Below are 15,333 nucleotides of genomic sequence, written 5' to 3' on the forward strand. Positions count from 1 at the left end.
CTTGCTGATGTCCACCAGCGAGGTAATCAAGATGAAACCAGCCCTGTTTCTGTTAACCCTGCTCTTTACCGGCAGTGTGCTCGCCTTTCACTGTCCCGCCGACATGAAGAAGATTGACGATGCCCTTGCCAAGTCCCCACCTCTGAGCACCGAGCAACTGGCACAGGTGAAGAAACTGCGTGCCGAAGGCGAAGCACTGCACAATGCGGGCAAGCATCAGGAATCCGTCGATACCCTGGCCAAGGCGATGGCCATGCTGGGCCTGAACAAGGGTTAGCCCGGCGGCAACCCACTGGCAGCGAGCCGATTGCACTGCCCCCTTGCGGCCCCTCGTCCCCGATGCGAGGGGCCGCTTTTATCTGACCCGGTTACACCCGGCCGCTGTAGAGCAGGGTGTTGTAGTTGAAGGCAATCACACCGTTGACGGCGTGGCGCTCAAATTCCCGGGCAATCAGCGCCGTCAACTCGATATGGGCCTGCGAACCGGCCACCGGGGCATAGGAGGAGGAGTTTAGCCGCCCCAGCACCCCGTCGAGATCGAACAGCTGACGGTTGGCGAAGCGCTCGAGCCGGTAATCTCCCTCGAAGAAGGCGGCAAAATCCACCTCCCCCAGGTTGCGATGATTGACCTCCGCATAGTCCCCCGAATAGGTGCGCAGCCCCGCCTCGTAGGCCTTGAGAAACGGGGTGTCAGTCAGCCTGTCGTTCCAGATAAGGGCCACTTTGCCACCTGGCTTTAGCAGCCGCCGACACTCCTGCTTGAAGGCAGGACGATCGAACCAGTGAAACGCCTGGGCCACCGTGATGAGATCCACACAGCCATCCGGCAGACCGGTGACCTCGGCCCGGCCGTCAGACCAGCCGACATTGGCAACCCCGGCCAGCAACTGCTGCGCCGCCTCGCGCATCTCCTGATTCGGCTCCACTGCCCAGACCCGCGCCACCCGAGGGGCCAGCAGCGCCGTCAGGATGCCGGTGCCCGCTCCTATGTCGGCCACCTGGCTAGCGGGTCCCATGGCCAGCTCATCGGCCAGAAAGTCCAGCATGGCCGGCGGGTAGCCGGGGCGGTATTTCACATAAGCCTCAACGCGAGCTGAAAATCGTTCGGTATTGTCCATTCCTCTCTCCTGCCATGTCGCCACCTGATGGCGCTGCTCGCCAGCGCCTCCATACCGATGCACCTCGTGGTCATCCGGTCGCCGCGGGCACAGATCCGCGCGGTCCCCCTCTGAGCAGGCGGCACATCATCTATCTGACCAGATTGACCTGTCATGGCGCCGGAATAAAGAGGCGCCTCACCCTTTTCCTGTCACGCCTGCCACGCACAGCTCGATCACGCAGGTCTGCTCGGCGACATGAGATCGCCATCACACTCTGCACACGACACAACTGACATTCAGGTTATTAGTCGGCGGTTAAGTAATAAGCTGGGGGCTTGCCGCGTCATTCTTCGCATGGGGCCCCCGGGCTCAACGGGCCGCCGTGTCATGAATGCTCAAGTCGTTCGGCCAACGAGGTTTTTTCTGAGCCTACACGGAGCGAAAAGATGCAACTAGGGAAAATATCGGCGGCGGTGAGCATGATCCTCTCTGCCGGCGTCATGGCAAAAACGGATAAACCGAACATAGTGGTCATCTTCGGTGACGACATCGGCTGGCAGAACGTCAGCGCCTATGGCATGGGCACCATGGGTTACACCACCCCCAACATCGACCGGATCGCCAAGGAGGGGATCAAGTTCACCGATCACTACGCCCAACCGAGTTCGACAGCGGGCCGCGCCGCCTTCCTGACCGGCCAGTACCCCATTCGTTCCGGCATGACGACGGTGGCCATGCCAGGTGGCGCCCTGGGCCTGAAGAAAGAGTCCCCATCTCTGGCCGAAGTGCTCAAAGCAGTCGGCTACAAAACCGGCCAGTTCGGCAAGAACCACCTGGGGGATCACAACTTTGCCCTGCCGACCGTCCACGGCTTCGACGAATTCTTCGGCAACCTCTATCACCTCAATACCCAGGAAGAACACGAGCAACGGGATTACCAGAATTTTGCCAAGCAGTATTCAGGCTCGCTCGAGGCGTACAGCAAGAAGTTCGGTACCCGCGGCGTCCTGCACTGCTATGCCACCGAGACCGAAGACAAGACGGTTGACCCGCGTTTCGGCGAAGTCGGCAAACAGAAGTGCACCGATACCGGCCCGCTGGGTCAGGAGCGGATGAAGGAGTTCGACCGCGCCGAGATGATCCCGGCCGCCCTCAAGTTCATCGACGGCTCGATCAAGGAAGACAAGCCCTTCTTCACCTGGGTCAACACCAGCCGCATGCACCTCTATACCCGTCTCAACGACAAGTGGCGCTACGCAGCCGAGCAGTACACCAGCGAATACGACTACCATGGCAGCGGCATGATGCAGCACGACAGCGACATCGGCTATCTGCTCGACGAGCTGGAAAAACGGGGGCTGAAAGAGAACACCATCGTCATCTATACCACCGACAACGGTCCGGAACACTCCTCCTGGCCTTATGGCGCCACCACGCCGTTCCGCGGCGAGAAGATGACCACCTATGAGGGGGGCGTCCGGGTGCCCATGATGGCGCGCTGGCCGGCCCAGATCCCGGCGGGTGGCGTGCTCAACGGTATCCAGGGTCACCAGGATCTCTTTACCACCCTGGCGGCGGCTGCTGGCGTTCCTGACGTCAGCAAGAAGATGATGGACGAGAAGAAACAGTACATAGATGGCGTCAACAACCTCGCCTACTGGGAAGGCAAGAGCAAGGAGTCGGCTCGCGACTCCATCTTCTACTACTTCGAGGACAAGCTCTCTGCGGTGCGAGTCGGCCCCTGGAAGTTCCACTTCGCGGTGGCCGAAAACTACTATGACAACCTCACCCCGCTCTCCAAGCCCAAGCTCTACAACCTGAGAGCCGATCCGTTCGAGAGTTACGACTCCGTCGATGCCAACGGCCACTTGTTGCAGAAGATGTCCTGGATGCTGGCACCGGTCAGCGAGATGGTCGGCGAGCACGTCAACACCCTGGTCAAGTATCCGCCGGTTCAGGGGAGTACCACCTTCGACATGGCCAAGGTCATTCAGGAAGCCATGCAGAAAACTCAGCAGTAAACCACGCGGCGGAGGGTTATCCCTCCGCCATCTTCTTCATGCGGCAGAGCTGGGCACCTCGTCAGGCACCCACCCCGGACCGACCTCGCCCGCCGCCACCAGCAGAGTAACGATGAACAAGATCCGGACCCGTGACACCACACACCTGGACGTCACCCCGCTCAAAACCGCCAGCCGTGACAGCAGCGGCGCCTATGCCCGCCGCTTCCACGTCATGGCAAAACCGGGGGGCTCCAAGTGCAACATCGATTGCCAATATTGCTTCTACCTGCACAAGGAAGAGCTGCTCCATCAACCGAGACAACCCAGGATGGATGAGGAGACGCTGGCTACCTTCATCCGCAGCTACATAGAGGGGCAGGATGGCGACGAGATCGTCTTCTCCTGGCAGGGCGGTGAACCGACCCTGCTCGGCATCGACTACTTTCGCCGGATAGTGGTGCTGCAGCAACAGCATTGCCCGCCCGGGGTCAGCATCCGCAACGACCTGCAGACCAACGGCATCCTGCTCAATGACGAGTGGTGCCGGTTTCTCAAGGAGCACGGCTTTCTGGTCGGCCTCTCCATCGACGGGCCCCGCGCACTGCACGACAAATACCGGGTGACCCGCAGCGGCAAACCCACCTTCGATCTGGTGATGGCGGCGGCCGCACTGCTGCGCCAGCATCAGGTTCCCTTCAATGCCCTGACCGTCATCAACCGGCACAATGCAAAATATCCCCTCGAGGTGTATCGCTTTCTGACCCAGGAGCTGGGGGCCAGCTACATCCAGTTCACCCCCTGTGTCGAGGCCAGCGATTTCAAACGCACGGCCCCGCAATTCTGGAACGACAGCATGTTGCCCCTGGTCGGCAGCGAGCTGAGCAAACCCGGTCACCCCATGTCGATCGTCACGGACTGGTCGGTGGATCCCGATGACTGGGGCACCTTTCTGGCAACCGTGTTCGAGGAGTGGGTCAACAACGACCTGGGGCGCGTGCTGGTCAATCTGTTCGAAACCGCCGTGGCCCAGACCATGGGATACCCCTCCCAGCTCTGCGTCACCGCCGAGTTTTGCGGCAAGGCCCTGGCCATCGAGCACGATGGCAGCGTCTTCTCCTGCGATCACTTCGTCTATCCGGAGTACCGGCTGGGGGATATCAAACAGCGCCCCTTGAGCCACATGGCCTTCTCCACCCGCCAGGAGGCCTTTGGCATGTCCAAGCGGGACAGCCTGCCCGAATATTGCCGCCAGTGCCCCTACCTGACGCTCTGCTGGGGCGAATGCCCCAAGAATCGTCTGATCAGGGCCCCGGATGGCGAGCTTGGCCTGAACTACCTCTGCCCCGGGATCAAGCACTTCTTCGACTACGCCGCCCCCATACTGGCAGGCATAGCCCAGGTGTTGACGACGCAGCAGCAGGGCAGATAAGCCGGCAGGCCCTGGTTCCGGGTCTGCCACATGCCCATAAAAAAATCCGAAACCCGCCAACGGGTTTCGGATTTTGACACCTTGATAGCTCTGCTCAGCCCTATTGCCCGACCAGGCCATTGTTTCCCAGGTCACGCTGAGCACCTGCGCTTACTTGGCGTAGTCCTCGGTCGGGATGCAGGAGCAGAACAGGTTGCGATCGCCGTAGACGTCGTCGATGCGGTTGACCGACGGCCACAGCTTGGCGGCGCGCACGGCGTCCGACGGGAACACTGCCTCGGCGCGGCTGTAGCCACGATTCCACTCACCGTCCATCACGTCATCCTGGGTATGCGGGGCATGCACCAGCGGGTTGTCGGCGAGGCTCCAGTGGCCGTCCTGCACCTTGGCGATCTCGGCACGAATGGCGGTCATCGCCTCCACGAAGCGGTCCAGCTCGCGCTTGGATTCCGATTCGGTCGGCTCGACCATCAGGGTGCCCGCTACCGGGAAGCTCATGGTCGGCGCGTGGAAGCCGTAGTCCATCAGGCGCTTGGCCACGTCCATCTCGCTGATGCCGGAGGCCTCTTTGAGCGGGCGGATATCCAGGATGCACTCGTGAGCCACCCGACCGTTGCGCCCGGAGTAGAGCACGGGGAAGGATTCACCCAGCTTCTTGGCCAGGTAGTTGGCGTTGAGGATGGCCACCTGGGTGGATTTCTTCAGCCCCTCGTCTCCCAGCATGGCGATGTACATCCAGCTGATGGGCAGGATGCTGGCCGAGCCGAACGGTGCCGCCGACACGGCGCCGTTGTTGCGGCTCTCCTTGTCGGTCTTGACCACGGCGTGACCGGCCACGAAGGGGGCCAGGTGTTTCTTCACGCCGATGGGGCCCATGCCCGGGCCGCCACCGCCATGAGGAATGGCGAAGGTCTTGTGCAGGTTGAGGTGGGAAACGTCCGCCCCGATAAAGCCCGGCGCCGTCAGCCCGACTTGCGCGTTCATGTTGGCGCCGTCCAGATAGACCTGACCACCGTGCTGGTGAACGATGTCGCACACCTCCTTGATGGTCTCCTCGTACACCCCGTGGGTGGAGGGATAGGTCACCATCAGACAGGAGAGCTGATCACCCGCCTCGGCGGCCTTGGCGCGCAGATCGTCCAGGTCCACGTTGCCCGACTTGTCACAGGCGGTGACGATGACCCGCAGGCCCGCCATCTGGGCGGAGGCCGGGTTGGTGCCGTGCGCGGAGGCCGGAATGAGGCAGATGTCGCGATGCCCCTCGCCGCGGGACTCGTGGTACTTCTTGATGGCGAGCAGACCGGCGTATTCGCCCTGGGCGCCGGAGTTGGGCTGCATGCAGACCGCATCGTAACCGGTCACCTTCACCAGCCAGTTTTCGAGGTCGGCCAGCAGCAGCTGGTAACCCTTGGCCTGGGCCAGCGGGGCGAACGGGTGCAGCTTGCCGAACTCGGGCCAGGTCACCGGGATCATCTCGGCGGTGGCATTGAGCTTCATGGTGCAGGAGCCGAGCGAGATCATGGCGTAGTTGAGGGCCAGATCTTTGGCTTCGAGACGGTGGATGTAGCGCAGCATCTCGGTCTCGGAGTGGTACTTGTTGAACACCTCATGGGTCAGCACGGCATCGGTGCGCAGCAGATCCTGCGGGATGGCGTGATGGGCCTGGGCCGCCTTGTCGAGGGCCTCGATGTCCAGACCGTGCCCTGTGCCCAGGAACAGCTCGAACAGCTCGGCCACATCGCCACGGGTAGTGGTCTCGGAAAGGGAGACACCCACTGCACCATCCAGATCCGCGCGCAGGTTGATGCCGAGCCCCTCGGCCTTGGCGATCAGCGCAGCCTTCTCGGCGGTCTGTACGGTCAGGGTATCGAACCAGCTGGCGTGCTTGAGGGCCACGCCCTTGGCCTTCAGACCGAGCGCCAGAATGGTGGTCAGACGGTGCACGCGGGAAGCGATGGTTTTCAGTCCCACCGGGCCGTGGTAGACGGCGTAGAAGCTCGCCATGTTGGCCAGCAGCACCTGGGCGGTACAGATGTTGGAGTTGGCCTTCTCGCGGCGGATATGCTGCTCGCGGGTCTGCATCGCCATGCGCAGGGCGGCCTTGCCGCGGGCATCCTTGGAGACGCCGATGATGCGGCCCGGCATGGAGCGTTTGTAGGCATCACGGGTGGCGAAGAAGGCTGCGTGGGGGCCACCGTAGCCCATGGGCACGCCAAAGCGCTGGGCCGAACCCAGCACCACGTCGGCACCCAGCTCACCCGGGGACTTGAGCAGCAGGAGCGACAAGATGTCGGCGCTGACGCAGGCCAGCCCTTTCTGGGCCTGCACCGCGGCGATAAGCGCCCGCAGATCTTTCACTTCCCCCGTGGTGGTGGGGTACTGGAACAGGGCACCGAACACCTCTTCGGCGCAGGCCTGCTCGGCCGGGCCGACTGCCACGTCAAAGCCGAAGTGGACCGCCCGCTCCTTGACCACGTCGATCACCTGCGGGTGCACGTCGTCGGCCACGAAGAAGAGGTGGGATTTGGACTTGGCCATCCGCTTGGCCAGCGCCATCGCCTCGGCGGCGGCGGTCGCCTCATCCAGCAGGGAGGCACTGGCCAGATCCATGCCGGTGAGATCCAGGGTCAGCTGCTGGAAGTTGAGCAGGGCTTCGAGACGGCCCTGTGCCAGCTCCGGCTGGTACGGGGTGTAGGCGGTGTACCAGCCCGGATTTTCCAGCACGTTGCGCAGGATGACGTGGGGCACGTGGGTGTCGTGATAGCCCATGCCGATGTAGCTCTTGGCCACCTTGTTCTGGGCGGCATAGCCCTTGAGCTTGGCCAGCGCTTCCACTTCGGTCATGGAGGCACCGATGCCGAGCGGGCCCGGCCGGCGAATGGCGGCGGGGACCGTCTGCTCAATCAGATCGTCCAGGCTCTCGGCGCCCACCACGGCCAGCAGGGCGCGCAGATCTTCCTCACCCGGCCCGATGTGACGGCGGATGAAATCGGTTTTTTGCTCGAGTTCAAACAGTGACTGGGTCATTTCCCTATTCCTGATAAAAAGTCCTGATAACTAAGTGCCTGACAGCCGGCCTCGGCCGGCTTCACTCATGTTCGGGTGGCAGGGTGGCCCCTGCCGGCACCGGATGTCGCTCATAGCGACAGGGGGTCGTCTTGTGGCTGCCCGGTTTGCCGCGGGCAAACCGGGACGGACGACGTCACCCTCGCCGGCCGGCCTCCTGGCCGACGGGCATGCATACAAACGGGCCCTGCGCGATTGGCAGGGCCCGGGGGCATTACTCTTCGTCCACCACGTTCTGGTAGCCTTCGGCATCCAGCAGGTTGGCGAGCTCGCCCGCGTCGTCCAGCTTGATGCGGAACAGCCAGCCGGCACCGTAGGGGTCGGAGTTGACCAGCTCGGGGCTGCCTTCCAGCTCTTCGTTGACGGCCAGGATCTCGCCGCTCACCGGGCTGTAGATGTCAGAGGCGGCCTTGACCGACTCGGCCACGGCGCAGTCATCACCGGCACCGACCTGCTTGCCCACTTCCGGCAGATCGACGAACACCATGTCACCCAGCAGCTCCTGGGCGTGCTCGGTGATACCGACCACGGCCTCGCCGTTGGCTTCGACACGGATCCACTCGTGGGAGGTGGCATATTTCAGTTCGCTCGGGATATGGCTCATTTGTGCTTCCTTTATTCACTTGGATCACTTGTCCCCGGCGGGTTCGACAGGCGTTGCCGGGGCAAGGGGGTCTGGCGAAGGGTAGCCCCTTCGCCGCAATGGGGTCGTTACACCAGCTTCTGGCCGTTGCGCACGAAAGCCGGCTTGGTCACTTTCACGGTGACCAGCTTCTTGCGGATCTCCACCGAGGCCTGCTCGCCGATATCACGGGGCACCCGCGCCAGGGCAATACTGTAGCCCAGAGTGGGCGAGAAAGAGCCGGAGGTGATCACACCTTCCCGCTCTTCACCAGCGGCGGTGGTGAAGGTGACCGGCATGCCGCTGCGCAGCACGCCCTTCTCTTCCATTACCAGGCCCACCAGTTTGGGCTGGCTGCCGGCGGCTTTCTGGGCTTCCAGCGCGGCGCGGCCGATGAACTGGCGATCGCTCGGTTCCCAGGCGATGGTCCAGGCCATGTTGGCGGCCAACGGAGAGACGGTTTCGTCCATGTCCTGGCCGTAGAGGTTCATGCCAGCCTCGAGGCGCAGGGTGTCACGGGCACCCAGGCCACAGGGGGCCACGCCGTTGTCCAGCAGCGCCTGCCACAGATCGCACGCCTGCTCTTGCGGCACCACGATCTCGTAGCCGTCTTCACCTGTGTAGCCGGTGGTGGCGATGAAAAGCTCGCCGGCCTGCACGCCGAAGAAGGGCTTCATGCCTTCCACTGCGGCATTCTGCTCGGCGCTGAACACCTTGGCCGCCTTGGCCTTGGCGTTGGGCCCCTGCACCGCGATCATGGCGAGCTCTGGGCGCTCGGTCACGGTCACCCCGAAGTCCTGGGCATGGTGGCGGATCCAGGCCAGATCCTTCTCGCGGGTGGCGGAGTTGACCACCAGGCGGTAGAAGGTCTCGCCAAGGTAATAGGTGATGAGGTCGTCGATGACGCCGCCTTCCGGGGTCAGCATGCCGCTGTAGAGGGCCTTGCCAAAAAGGGTGAGCTTGGCCACATCGTTGGCCAGCAGGTGTTGCAGGAAGGCTTTGACCCGCTCGCCGGTCAAATCGACGATGGTCATGTGGGAGACGTCGAACATGCCGGCATCGGTGCGCACCTGATGGTGCTCTTCCAGCTGTGAGCCGTAGTTGATGGGCATTTCCCAACCGTGAAAGTCCACCATCTTGGCGCCGGCTTCCAGGTGCTTGGGATGCAGTACTGTAGTCTGGATCATCGCTGTGTTTCCTTAAGCGTTCGCGACAACACTCACGATCCGCCCCGCCCGGCCGCCCTCCGGCGGTTCACCGGGGTCGCAGCAAGAGCAGAGAGTGCCTGAGTCTGTGCTCGTTCCGGCCCGCAAGGCCGGAGTGATTCCTTGAACGCAGCGGATTATATGCCAAGCGGACGCGCATGCCGCTCAAAAAAAACTAATCCACCGCCAGTCAACAGACTCCAGACACTAAGGTAAAAACAGCGATAAAAACAGACCAAACTCGGTAATGACGATATTAAATTTCGATTTTTACCGTTTCGTCACAATTTGGAGAAAAACGTTTCGCCGCCAGCCCAGATTAAAGGCTGATGCCCAAACCGGGTCATCAGCCTCCTCACATTAGTTTTGTTGTGAAAACACCCTAGTATTATTAGATTTTTTCACCCTTGGCCAGAGCGGGCAGCTCTCCTTCCAGCCCCATGGCGGCCCGGATCACCCTCTTACTTCAGCCGGGTCGGCAAATTGTTCCCCTTGGCCAAGGCCGGCAACTCACCCTCTAACCCCATGGCGGCCCTGATCACACTTTGCTTGAGCGGCGTCAACAGGTCGAAGGCGCACAGGCCCGCCCCGCGCACCAGCTTCTTAAGCGGGTTGGCACCGGCAAACAGCCGCTTGAGCCCCTCCATCGCCGCCAGCATGCTGGCCGCCTCGCTCTTGCGCCAGCGCTCGTAGCCGCGCAGGTTGGCGAGCAGACCAATATCCTTGCCCGCCGCCTGATTGCGCAGGATCTGCTCGGCCAGGGCGGCGGCGTCCAGCAGCCCCAGGTTGACCCCCTGCCCCGCCAGCGGGTGTATGGTGTGAGCGGCATCCCCCACCAGTACCAGCCGCTCGCGGGCAAAGTCACGGGCATAGCGGGCGGTGAGCGGGATGGCGCTGCGCGCCCCTTCCACCTGGCACAGGCCGAGGCGGCCGTCGAACGCGGTGGTGAGCTGGCGGTTGAACTGCTCGTCGTCGCACTGACAGAGTGCCTCGGCACGAGCGGCCGGCAGCGACCAGACGATGGAGCAGAGATCCGGTTGCCACAGGGGCAGGAAGGCGAGCGGCCCCTCGGGGGTGAAGATCTGACGCGCCACCGCCTCGTGGGGCTCGGCACAACGTACCGTCGCCACCAGCGCGTGGTGGCCGTAATCCCAGCTGGTGAGTGGAATGTCGGCCTGTCGACGGACCCAGGAGTGGGCGCCATCGGCCGCCACCACCAGTTTGGCCGACAGCGCGCGGCCATCTTCCAGCAGCAGCAGGGAGCCCGCCTCGCCGCTTTGCAGGCTGCTCACCCGGGCCGGGCTCAGCAGCTGGATGTTGTTGGCCCCCTCGATAGCGTCCAGCAGCGCCAGCTGGATGACCCGGTTCTCGGCGATGTGGCCGAGCTCGGGCTGACGCAGGCTGGCAGCATCGAAGGCGATCCGGCCAAAGCTGTCCTGCTCCCACACCTCCATCTGCACGTAGGGCTGCAGGCGGCGGGCCTCAATGCCGCGCCAGGCCCCCACCTGCTGCAGGATGCGCTGGCTGGCCAGACTCAGGGCGCTGACCCGGTTGTCCGGCGCTTCGTCAAGCGCGGGGGCCGGCAACTGGCCCTCGACCACGGCCACCTTGAGCGCACTCCCCTTGAGCGCAGCGGCGAGCCCCAGGCCCACCATGCCGCCCCCCACAATCACCACATCCACGTTTTGCATCTGCATCGTTTTATATCCTTTCAGGGCTGATCGCCGGGATCAGCGAGGGGGCGCCCGAAGGCAGACCCCTTCAATACGCAAGCTGTGACCCGTCTCAGGGGCGGCACAGGTCGGCAACAAAGCCTAGGGTGCGGGAGGCCAGCGGCGCCTTGAGGCAGTCCAGCCGCCCCATCAGGGAGAGCGCCAGGTTGCGGCCCGCCACCAGCGGGTCGTGCTCATTGGAGAAGAGCTGGGCCAGCGAGGAGGTAAGCCAGACCGTCTGCGCCTGATCCCCCTTGCGCTGCTGCCAGTAACCGTTTAGCACCTTGAAGCTGCCGATATCCTCCCCCGCCGCCAGGGCCTGACCGACGGCGTGGGTGAGCAGGTCCAGGTCGCGCATGCCGAGGTTGAAGCCCTGGCCGGCAATGGGGTGCAGCAGATGGGCGGCGTTGCCCACCAGCACGGTGCGCTGGGCCAGCGGGTAGTCAGCCACCGTCAGCACCAGCGGATAGACGTGGCGCTGGCCGGTTTGCAGGAAGCGACCGAGGCGCCAGCCAAAGGCCTGCTGCAGGCGGGCCAGAAAGGTGGCGTCATCGAGCGCCATCAAGGCCGGCGCCTCATCCCGTGCCACGCTCCAGACCAGGGAGGAGAGCCCCCCCTGCATCGGCAGCAGCGCCAGCGGCCCCCCTTGGGTGAAACGCTCGAATGCCTGGCCGGCCGGATCCTCGGCCGTCTTGACGGTGGCGATGATGGCGCTCTGGCCGTAGTCGTGGCGGCTCACCGCCAGCTTGCACTGCTGGCGCACGAAGGAGTTGCCGCCATCGGCCGCCACCAGCAGACGGGTCTGATAACGCTCGCCACTGGCCAGGGTCAGGTTCACCCCCTCCGTCAGCGGCTCCACCCGTTCGAGCTGGGCCGGACACAGCATGCGGATCTGCGGGCAGGCGGCGATCGCCTGTTGCAACTCGATGCCCGCCGCCGACAGCTCGATCACCTGGCCGAGGGCAGACAGGCCATACTCGGCGGCCGTCAATCCGGCCTGGCCGAAGTGGCCCCGATCCGACACATGAATGCGGGTGATGGGGCTGCAATGGGGGGCAAAACGGGGCCAGAGCCCGTGCCGGGTCAGCGCCTCGCAGGTACCAGCGGAGAGCGCGATGGCGCGGGCATCGAAGCCGGGGTGTGCATTGAGCTCGGGGGCGCTCGCCTCCAGCAGCAGGATCTGCAGGGGCTTGGGCCCTGGCAGGGCCGCGAGGGAGAGCGCCAGCACGGCGCCGCTCATTCCACCACCGACGATGGCCACATCGACGTGGTTCAGATCAGATTGAGACATGAGATCAGGGGAAAAGCTGAAAACGTGGGGTCATGCTAACACAAAGCGTGGGGTCGGGATGCGAAGCCACGGGCAAAAAAGTGGAGTCCCTGTCGTTACTTGTCTCATCACAGCCGGCCGGCGCGGGCAACATCCAAATGTAAAAAGAGCGCCACCAGGCGCTCTTTTTCGGACTTGCTCGACTCAGTGCAGGGTCGGCGGGGTGCTCGGGGCATCCGGCCGCTTGCCAAACTCCTCGAACGCCATCATGACCCCGAGGCGCACGTGCTCGTAGAGCACCAGGAAGGAGGCTTCGTTCTCTTCATCTTCCTGATCGAACTCGGCAGAGACCTGGGTGATGCTGGCGATGTCCTGGATCATCTCCTGCAGCTCTTCGGAGGCCTTGGAGAGCTCCTGCTGCACCACGCCGAAACCGGCCAGAAAGGCCTGAGACCAGTCCACCAGCGAATCGATGCGCTCGTCGAGGGGCGCTTCGTCGCTTGGCAGCAGCAGCTCAACCCCTTTTTGGGCCATCAGGCTCTCGATCACCTCATGATAGAGATCGGTCATCACCTGGCGCACCGGGGCCGGCAGACCGAAACCGTCGTTGACCAGATCGTTGAAATGGGGCAGCCAGCTCTTGTCGTCCAGGGCCACACCACCGCACACTAGACCGCAGATCACGCCATGGGCCTCTACAGCCGTTGCCATCAGCTCGTGCTGTTCCATCAGGTCGGCCACGGCCGCGTATTTCAGGGGGTTCGTTTTGCTCATCGAAGATCCGCTCAAAGTTCAGGCAAATATGCAGAATTAATGGTCAGGATCCTAGCATTCTCCCCCTTCCAGAGCCAGCAAGGCCTTGAAACTTCTGCATCTGCGCTATATAGTCCCGCCCAGTTGTCCACGTGGATAAAGGCGGAATGACACTCCGCCGTATTGAGGAAGGCATGAGCACAGAGGCCGTAGAAATCGTCATTTTGGGACGTCCCTACAAGGTATCCTGTCCCCTGGGACAGCAGGATGCCCTGCGCCAGGCCGCCGACCAGCTGACTGATAAACTCATCGAGCTGCGTCAACGCTCCAAGGTCTCCAGCAATGAACAGCTGGCGGTGATGGCAGCACTCAATTTCTGCCATGAGCTCTGTCTTGAAAAAGACAAGAATCACCAATACTCTGAGACCATGGACAAGCGGATCAAGATGCTGCAACGCACCATCGAAGCGGCCTTGATCGAGCACGGACAATATGGCGAATCCAGCGACGAAGGCGTACAACCCTAACTCGCAACGTTTTTGAAATTCCCTGGGGTGTTTGTCAGCCGGTTCAAGTCCCCGAGCCGATATTCATACCAAACAGGGGATCTGCCTTCTGGCTATTGCGCATGCTCGGCACGACCGAGAAGCCTGCGGTCAGATCCGATCCCCGCCTTGAACCGACGGTTCAAGGGCCCAAACCGGCAACGGCATCTCCGGGGTACCAACAGCAAAAAGCCCGTCACCAGCGTGACGGGCTTTTTCTTTGCCTGCGCGGCAGTCCCCTCCCCCGCTTCCGTCACCCGGCATATCAGCCCCCAGCGGCGGCCCATAAAAAACCCGCCAACTCGGGCGGGTCTTTTCACATCATTATGCTCACACGGCCATCTGCTCGTGGGGCGAACCATGGTGTCGCAGCCAGAGGAAGCTCAGCGCCACGATCAGCACCATCAGTGTCATGATGGCGCCCAGGGTCACCTGCCCCTCCATCGGGAAGCAGGCCGCCAGCAGGGTCACGATGCCGGCCCCCAGGTTCTGCATGCCACCGAGGATGGCGCCGGCGGTGCCCGCCTGGCCCGGGAAGGGTTCGATGGCGCAGGAGGTGGCGGTCGGATAGAGGATACCGCTACCGATGAAGTAGACGGCAGCCCCACCCACCAGGGAAGCGGCACTCACTATCCCGAACAGACCGGGCAGCAGGATGATGAGTGACCCCAGCGCCAGGAAGGCGATGCCAAGGCGCATCAGCTTGCCCTGGCTCAGGCGAAAACTCAGCTTGGCAGAGAGCCAGGCACCGAACAGGTAGCCGGGCAGCGGCAGTACGAACAGCACGCTGACGGTACGGGCACTCAGCTTGAGCACGTCGCCCAGCAGCACGCCGGCGGCCGCTTCAAACACCGCCAGACCGGCGAAGGTCGCCATCAGGCAGAGCAGGTTGCCCTGAAAACGCGGGTTGCCGAGCACGTGGCGATAGGCGGCACCGACTCGCAGCGGCTGCTGACGGGCCTCCTCTGGCAAGGTTTCGACGAACCAGGCCAGTATGGCCAGGGTCGCCACGGCGCCAAAGCCGAACAGAAACCAGTAGCCCGCACGCCAGTTGAACAACTCGGTCAGCCAGCCACCCAGCACGGGGGCCAGCAGCGGGGAGAAGATCACCCCCATGCTCACTAGGCTGTTGGCCCGGTTGAGCTCGGCACCGGTGTAGCGGTCGCGCATCAGGGTGCGGCTCATGGCGCCGCCGGCCCCGGTCCCCAGCCCCTGGATGAAGCTGCCCGCCAGCAGCGCCATGAAACTCGGGATCAGCTGGATGGTCAGGGTACCCACCAGGAACACCATCATGCCAATGATGATGATGGGGCGACGGCCGATACGATCCGACAAGGGGCCGTAGACAAACTGGGAGAGGCCGTACGGGATCAGATAGCAGGCCATCACCGCCTGCAGCTGGCCGGAGGCCACGTTGAAGTCCCCCGCCATCATGGGAATGGAGGGCACGTAGAGGGTCTGGGTCATCTGGCCCACAGCGACCATCAGAATGGTCAGAAAAAACAGCGGATAAAAACTGTGCCGATACATATCTCAGTCCCGAAAAATCATCGAAAAGCTGCCCGCCTCTGGCAGAAAACCGCAGAGGGGATCCAACAAACAGGGTCAATCAAAGGTGAAAACTCAAG

The 15,333-nt window shown here is 63.0% G+C and carries 12 protein-coding genes and 1 other RNA gene; 5 read left to right on the top strand and 8 right to left on the bottom strand.

Features of this window, described 5'->3' with window-relative positions:
* Nucleotides 1–31 precede the first annotated feature (31 nt).
* On the top strand, nt 32–277 hold the full coding sequence (locus tag AB5Y94_RS18650; protein WP_005299713.1) for a hypothetical protein: 246 nt from the start codon (nt 32–34) through the stop codon (nt 275–277).
* Nucleotides 278–368: 91 nt separating this feature from the next.
* Here the strand turns inward: AB5Y94_RS18650 and AB5Y94_RS18655 are convergent, their stop codons facing one another.
* Nucleotides 369–1,118: a class I SAM-dependent methyltransferase gene (locus AB5Y94_RS18655; RefSeq protein WP_124250006.1), complete on the bottom strand. Its 750-nt coding sequence runs from the start codon at nt 1,116–1,118 to the stop codon at nt 369–371.
* A 461-nt stretch (nt 1,119–1,579) separates the two neighbouring features.
* On the opposite strand from AB5Y94_RS18655, the gene AB5Y94_RS18660 reads away from it, so the two are divergent.
* Nucleotides 1,580–3,121 (top strand): arylsulfatase, encoded by a 1,542-nt coding sequence (locus AB5Y94_RS18660; protein ID WP_117404154.1) that lies wholly within the window; start codon nt 1,580–1,582, stop codon nt 3,119–3,121.
* A 112-nt stretch (nt 3,122–3,233) separates the two neighbouring features.
* A complete protein-coding gene (locus tag AB5Y94_RS18665; RefSeq protein WP_017786686.1) occupies nt 3,234–4,532 on the top strand; it encodes an anaerobic sulfatase maturase in 1,299 nt (432 codons plus the stop codon).
* A gap of 150 nt (nt 4,533–4,682) precedes the next feature.
* Here the strand turns inward: AB5Y94_RS18665 and gcvP are convergent, their stop codons facing one another.
* The 6 genes from gcvP to AB5Y94_RS18695 form a co-directional block, all read right to left on the bottom strand.
* The gene (gcvP, locus tag AB5Y94_RS18670; RefSeq protein WP_024942767.1) at nt 4,683–7,559 is read right to left on the bottom strand and encodes an aminomethyl-transferring glycine dehydrogenase; all 2,877 of its coding nucleotides are present in this window, start codon (nt 7,557–7,559) and stop codon (nt 4,683–4,685) included.
* Between the two features lie 253 nt (nt 7,560–7,812).
* Nucleotides 7,813–8,202 carry a glycine cleavage system protein GcvH gene (gene gcvH, locus AB5Y94_RS18675; RefSeq protein WP_010634317.1) on the bottom strand — a complete coding sequence of 130 codons (390 nt, stop codon included), beginning with the start codon at nt 8,200–8,202 and terminating at the stop codon, nt 7,813–7,815.
* A 107-nt stretch (nt 8,203–8,309) separates the two neighbouring features.
* Nucleotides 8,310–9,407 (bottom strand): glycine cleavage system aminomethyltransferase GcvT, encoded by a 1,098-nt coding sequence (gene gcvT, locus AB5Y94_RS18680; RefSeq protein ID WP_005299702.1) that lies wholly within the window; start codon nt 9,405–9,407, stop codon nt 8,310–8,312.
* Between the two features lie 479 nt (nt 9,408–9,886).
* Nucleotides 9,887–11,122 (bottom strand): FAD-dependent 2-octaprenylphenol hydroxylase, encoded by a 1,236-nt coding sequence (locus AB5Y94_RS18685; RefSeq protein ID WP_185450613.1) that lies wholly within the window; start codon nt 11,120–11,122, stop codon nt 9,887–9,889.
* 88 nt (nt 11,123–11,210) lie between these two features.
* The gene (ubiH, locus tag AB5Y94_RS18690; protein WP_124250009.1) at nt 11,211–12,428 is read right to left on the bottom strand and encodes a 2-octaprenyl-6-methoxyphenyl hydroxylase; all 1,218 of its coding nucleotides are present in this window, start codon (nt 12,426–12,428) and stop codon (nt 11,211–11,213) included.
* A gap of 183 nt (nt 12,429–12,611) precedes the next feature.
* A complete protein-coding gene (locus AB5Y94_RS18695) occupies nt 12,612–13,181 on the bottom strand; it encodes a UPF0149 family protein (protein ID WP_005299696.1) in 570 nt (189 codons plus the stop codon).
* 173 nt (nt 13,182–13,354) lie between these two features.
* Here AB5Y94_RS18695 and zapA point away from each other — a divergent pair, with 173 nt between their 5' ends.
* Nucleotides 13,355–13,687, top strand: coding sequence for a cell division protein ZapA (zapA, locus tag AB5Y94_RS18700; RefSeq protein ID WP_005299694.1), 333 nt, complete (start codon nt 13,355–13,357; stop codon nt 13,685–13,687).
* A gap of 16 nt (nt 13,688–13,703) precedes the next feature.
* Nucleotides 13,704–13,886: non-coding RNA, 6S RNA (gene ssrS / locus AB5Y94_RS18705), on the top strand.
* A gap of 149 nt (nt 13,887–14,035) precedes the next feature.
* On the opposite strand, the gene emrD is transcribed toward ssrS, so the two are convergent.
* Complete coding sequence (emrD, locus tag AB5Y94_RS18710) at nt 14,036–15,235, bottom strand: multidrug efflux MFS transporter EmrD (RefSeq protein WP_005299692.1); 1,200 nt, start codon at nt 15,233–15,235, stop codon at nt 14,036–14,038.
* Nucleotides 15,236–15,333: the final 98 nt, after the last annotated feature.

Source organism: Aeromonas sp. s5, assembly GCF_040907865.1.
GTDB classification, from domain to species: domain Bacteria; phylum Pseudomonadota; class Gammaproteobacteria; order Enterobacterales; family Aeromonadaceae; genus Aeromonas; species Aeromonas dhakensis.

Coding starts and splice junctions, on each gene's coding strand:
- AB5Y94_RS18695 (WP_005299696.1), bottom strand. CDS start 13,181: ATGAGCAAAACGAACCCCCTGAAATACGCGGCCGTGGCCGACCTGATG.
- AB5Y94_RS18650 (WP_005299713.1), top strand. CDS start 32: ATGAAACCAGCCCTGTTTCTGTTAACCCTGCTCTTTACCGGCAGTGTG.
- gcvT (WP_005299702.1), bottom strand. CDS start 9,407: ATGATCCAGACTACAGTACTGCATCCCAAGCACCTGGAAGCCGGCGCC.
- AB5Y94_RS18685 (WP_185450613.1), bottom strand. CDS start 11,122: ATGCAGATGCAAAACGTGGATGTGGTGATTGTGGGGGGCGGCATGGTG.
- AB5Y94_RS18655 (WP_124250006.1), bottom strand. CDS start 1,118: ATGGACAATACCGAACGATTTTCAGCTCGCGTTGAGGCTTATGTGAAA.
- gcvH (WP_010634317.1), bottom strand. CDS start 8,202: ATGAGCCATATCCCGAGCGAACTGAAATATGCCACCTCCCACGAGTGG.
- AB5Y94_RS18660 (WP_117404154.1), top strand. CDS start 1,580: ATGATCCTCTCTGCCGGCGTCATGGCAAAAACGGATAAACCGAACATA.
- ubiH (WP_124250009.1), bottom strand. CDS start 12,428: ATGTCTCAATCTGATCTGAACCACGTCGATGTGGCCATCGTCGGTGGT.
- gcvP (WP_024942767.1), bottom strand. CDS start 7,559: ATGACCCAGTCACTGTTTGAACTCGAGCAAAAAACCGATTTCATCCGC.
- emrD (WP_005299692.1), bottom strand. CDS start 15,235: ATGTATCGGCACAGTTTTTATCCGCTGTTTTTTCTGACCATTCTGATG.
- AB5Y94_RS18665 (WP_017786686.1), top strand. CDS start 3,234: ATGAACAAGATCCGGACCCGTGACACCACACACCTGGACGTCACCCCG.
- zapA (WP_005299694.1), top strand. CDS start 13,355: ATGAGCACAGAGGCCGTAGAAATCGTCATTTTGGGACGTCCCTACAAG.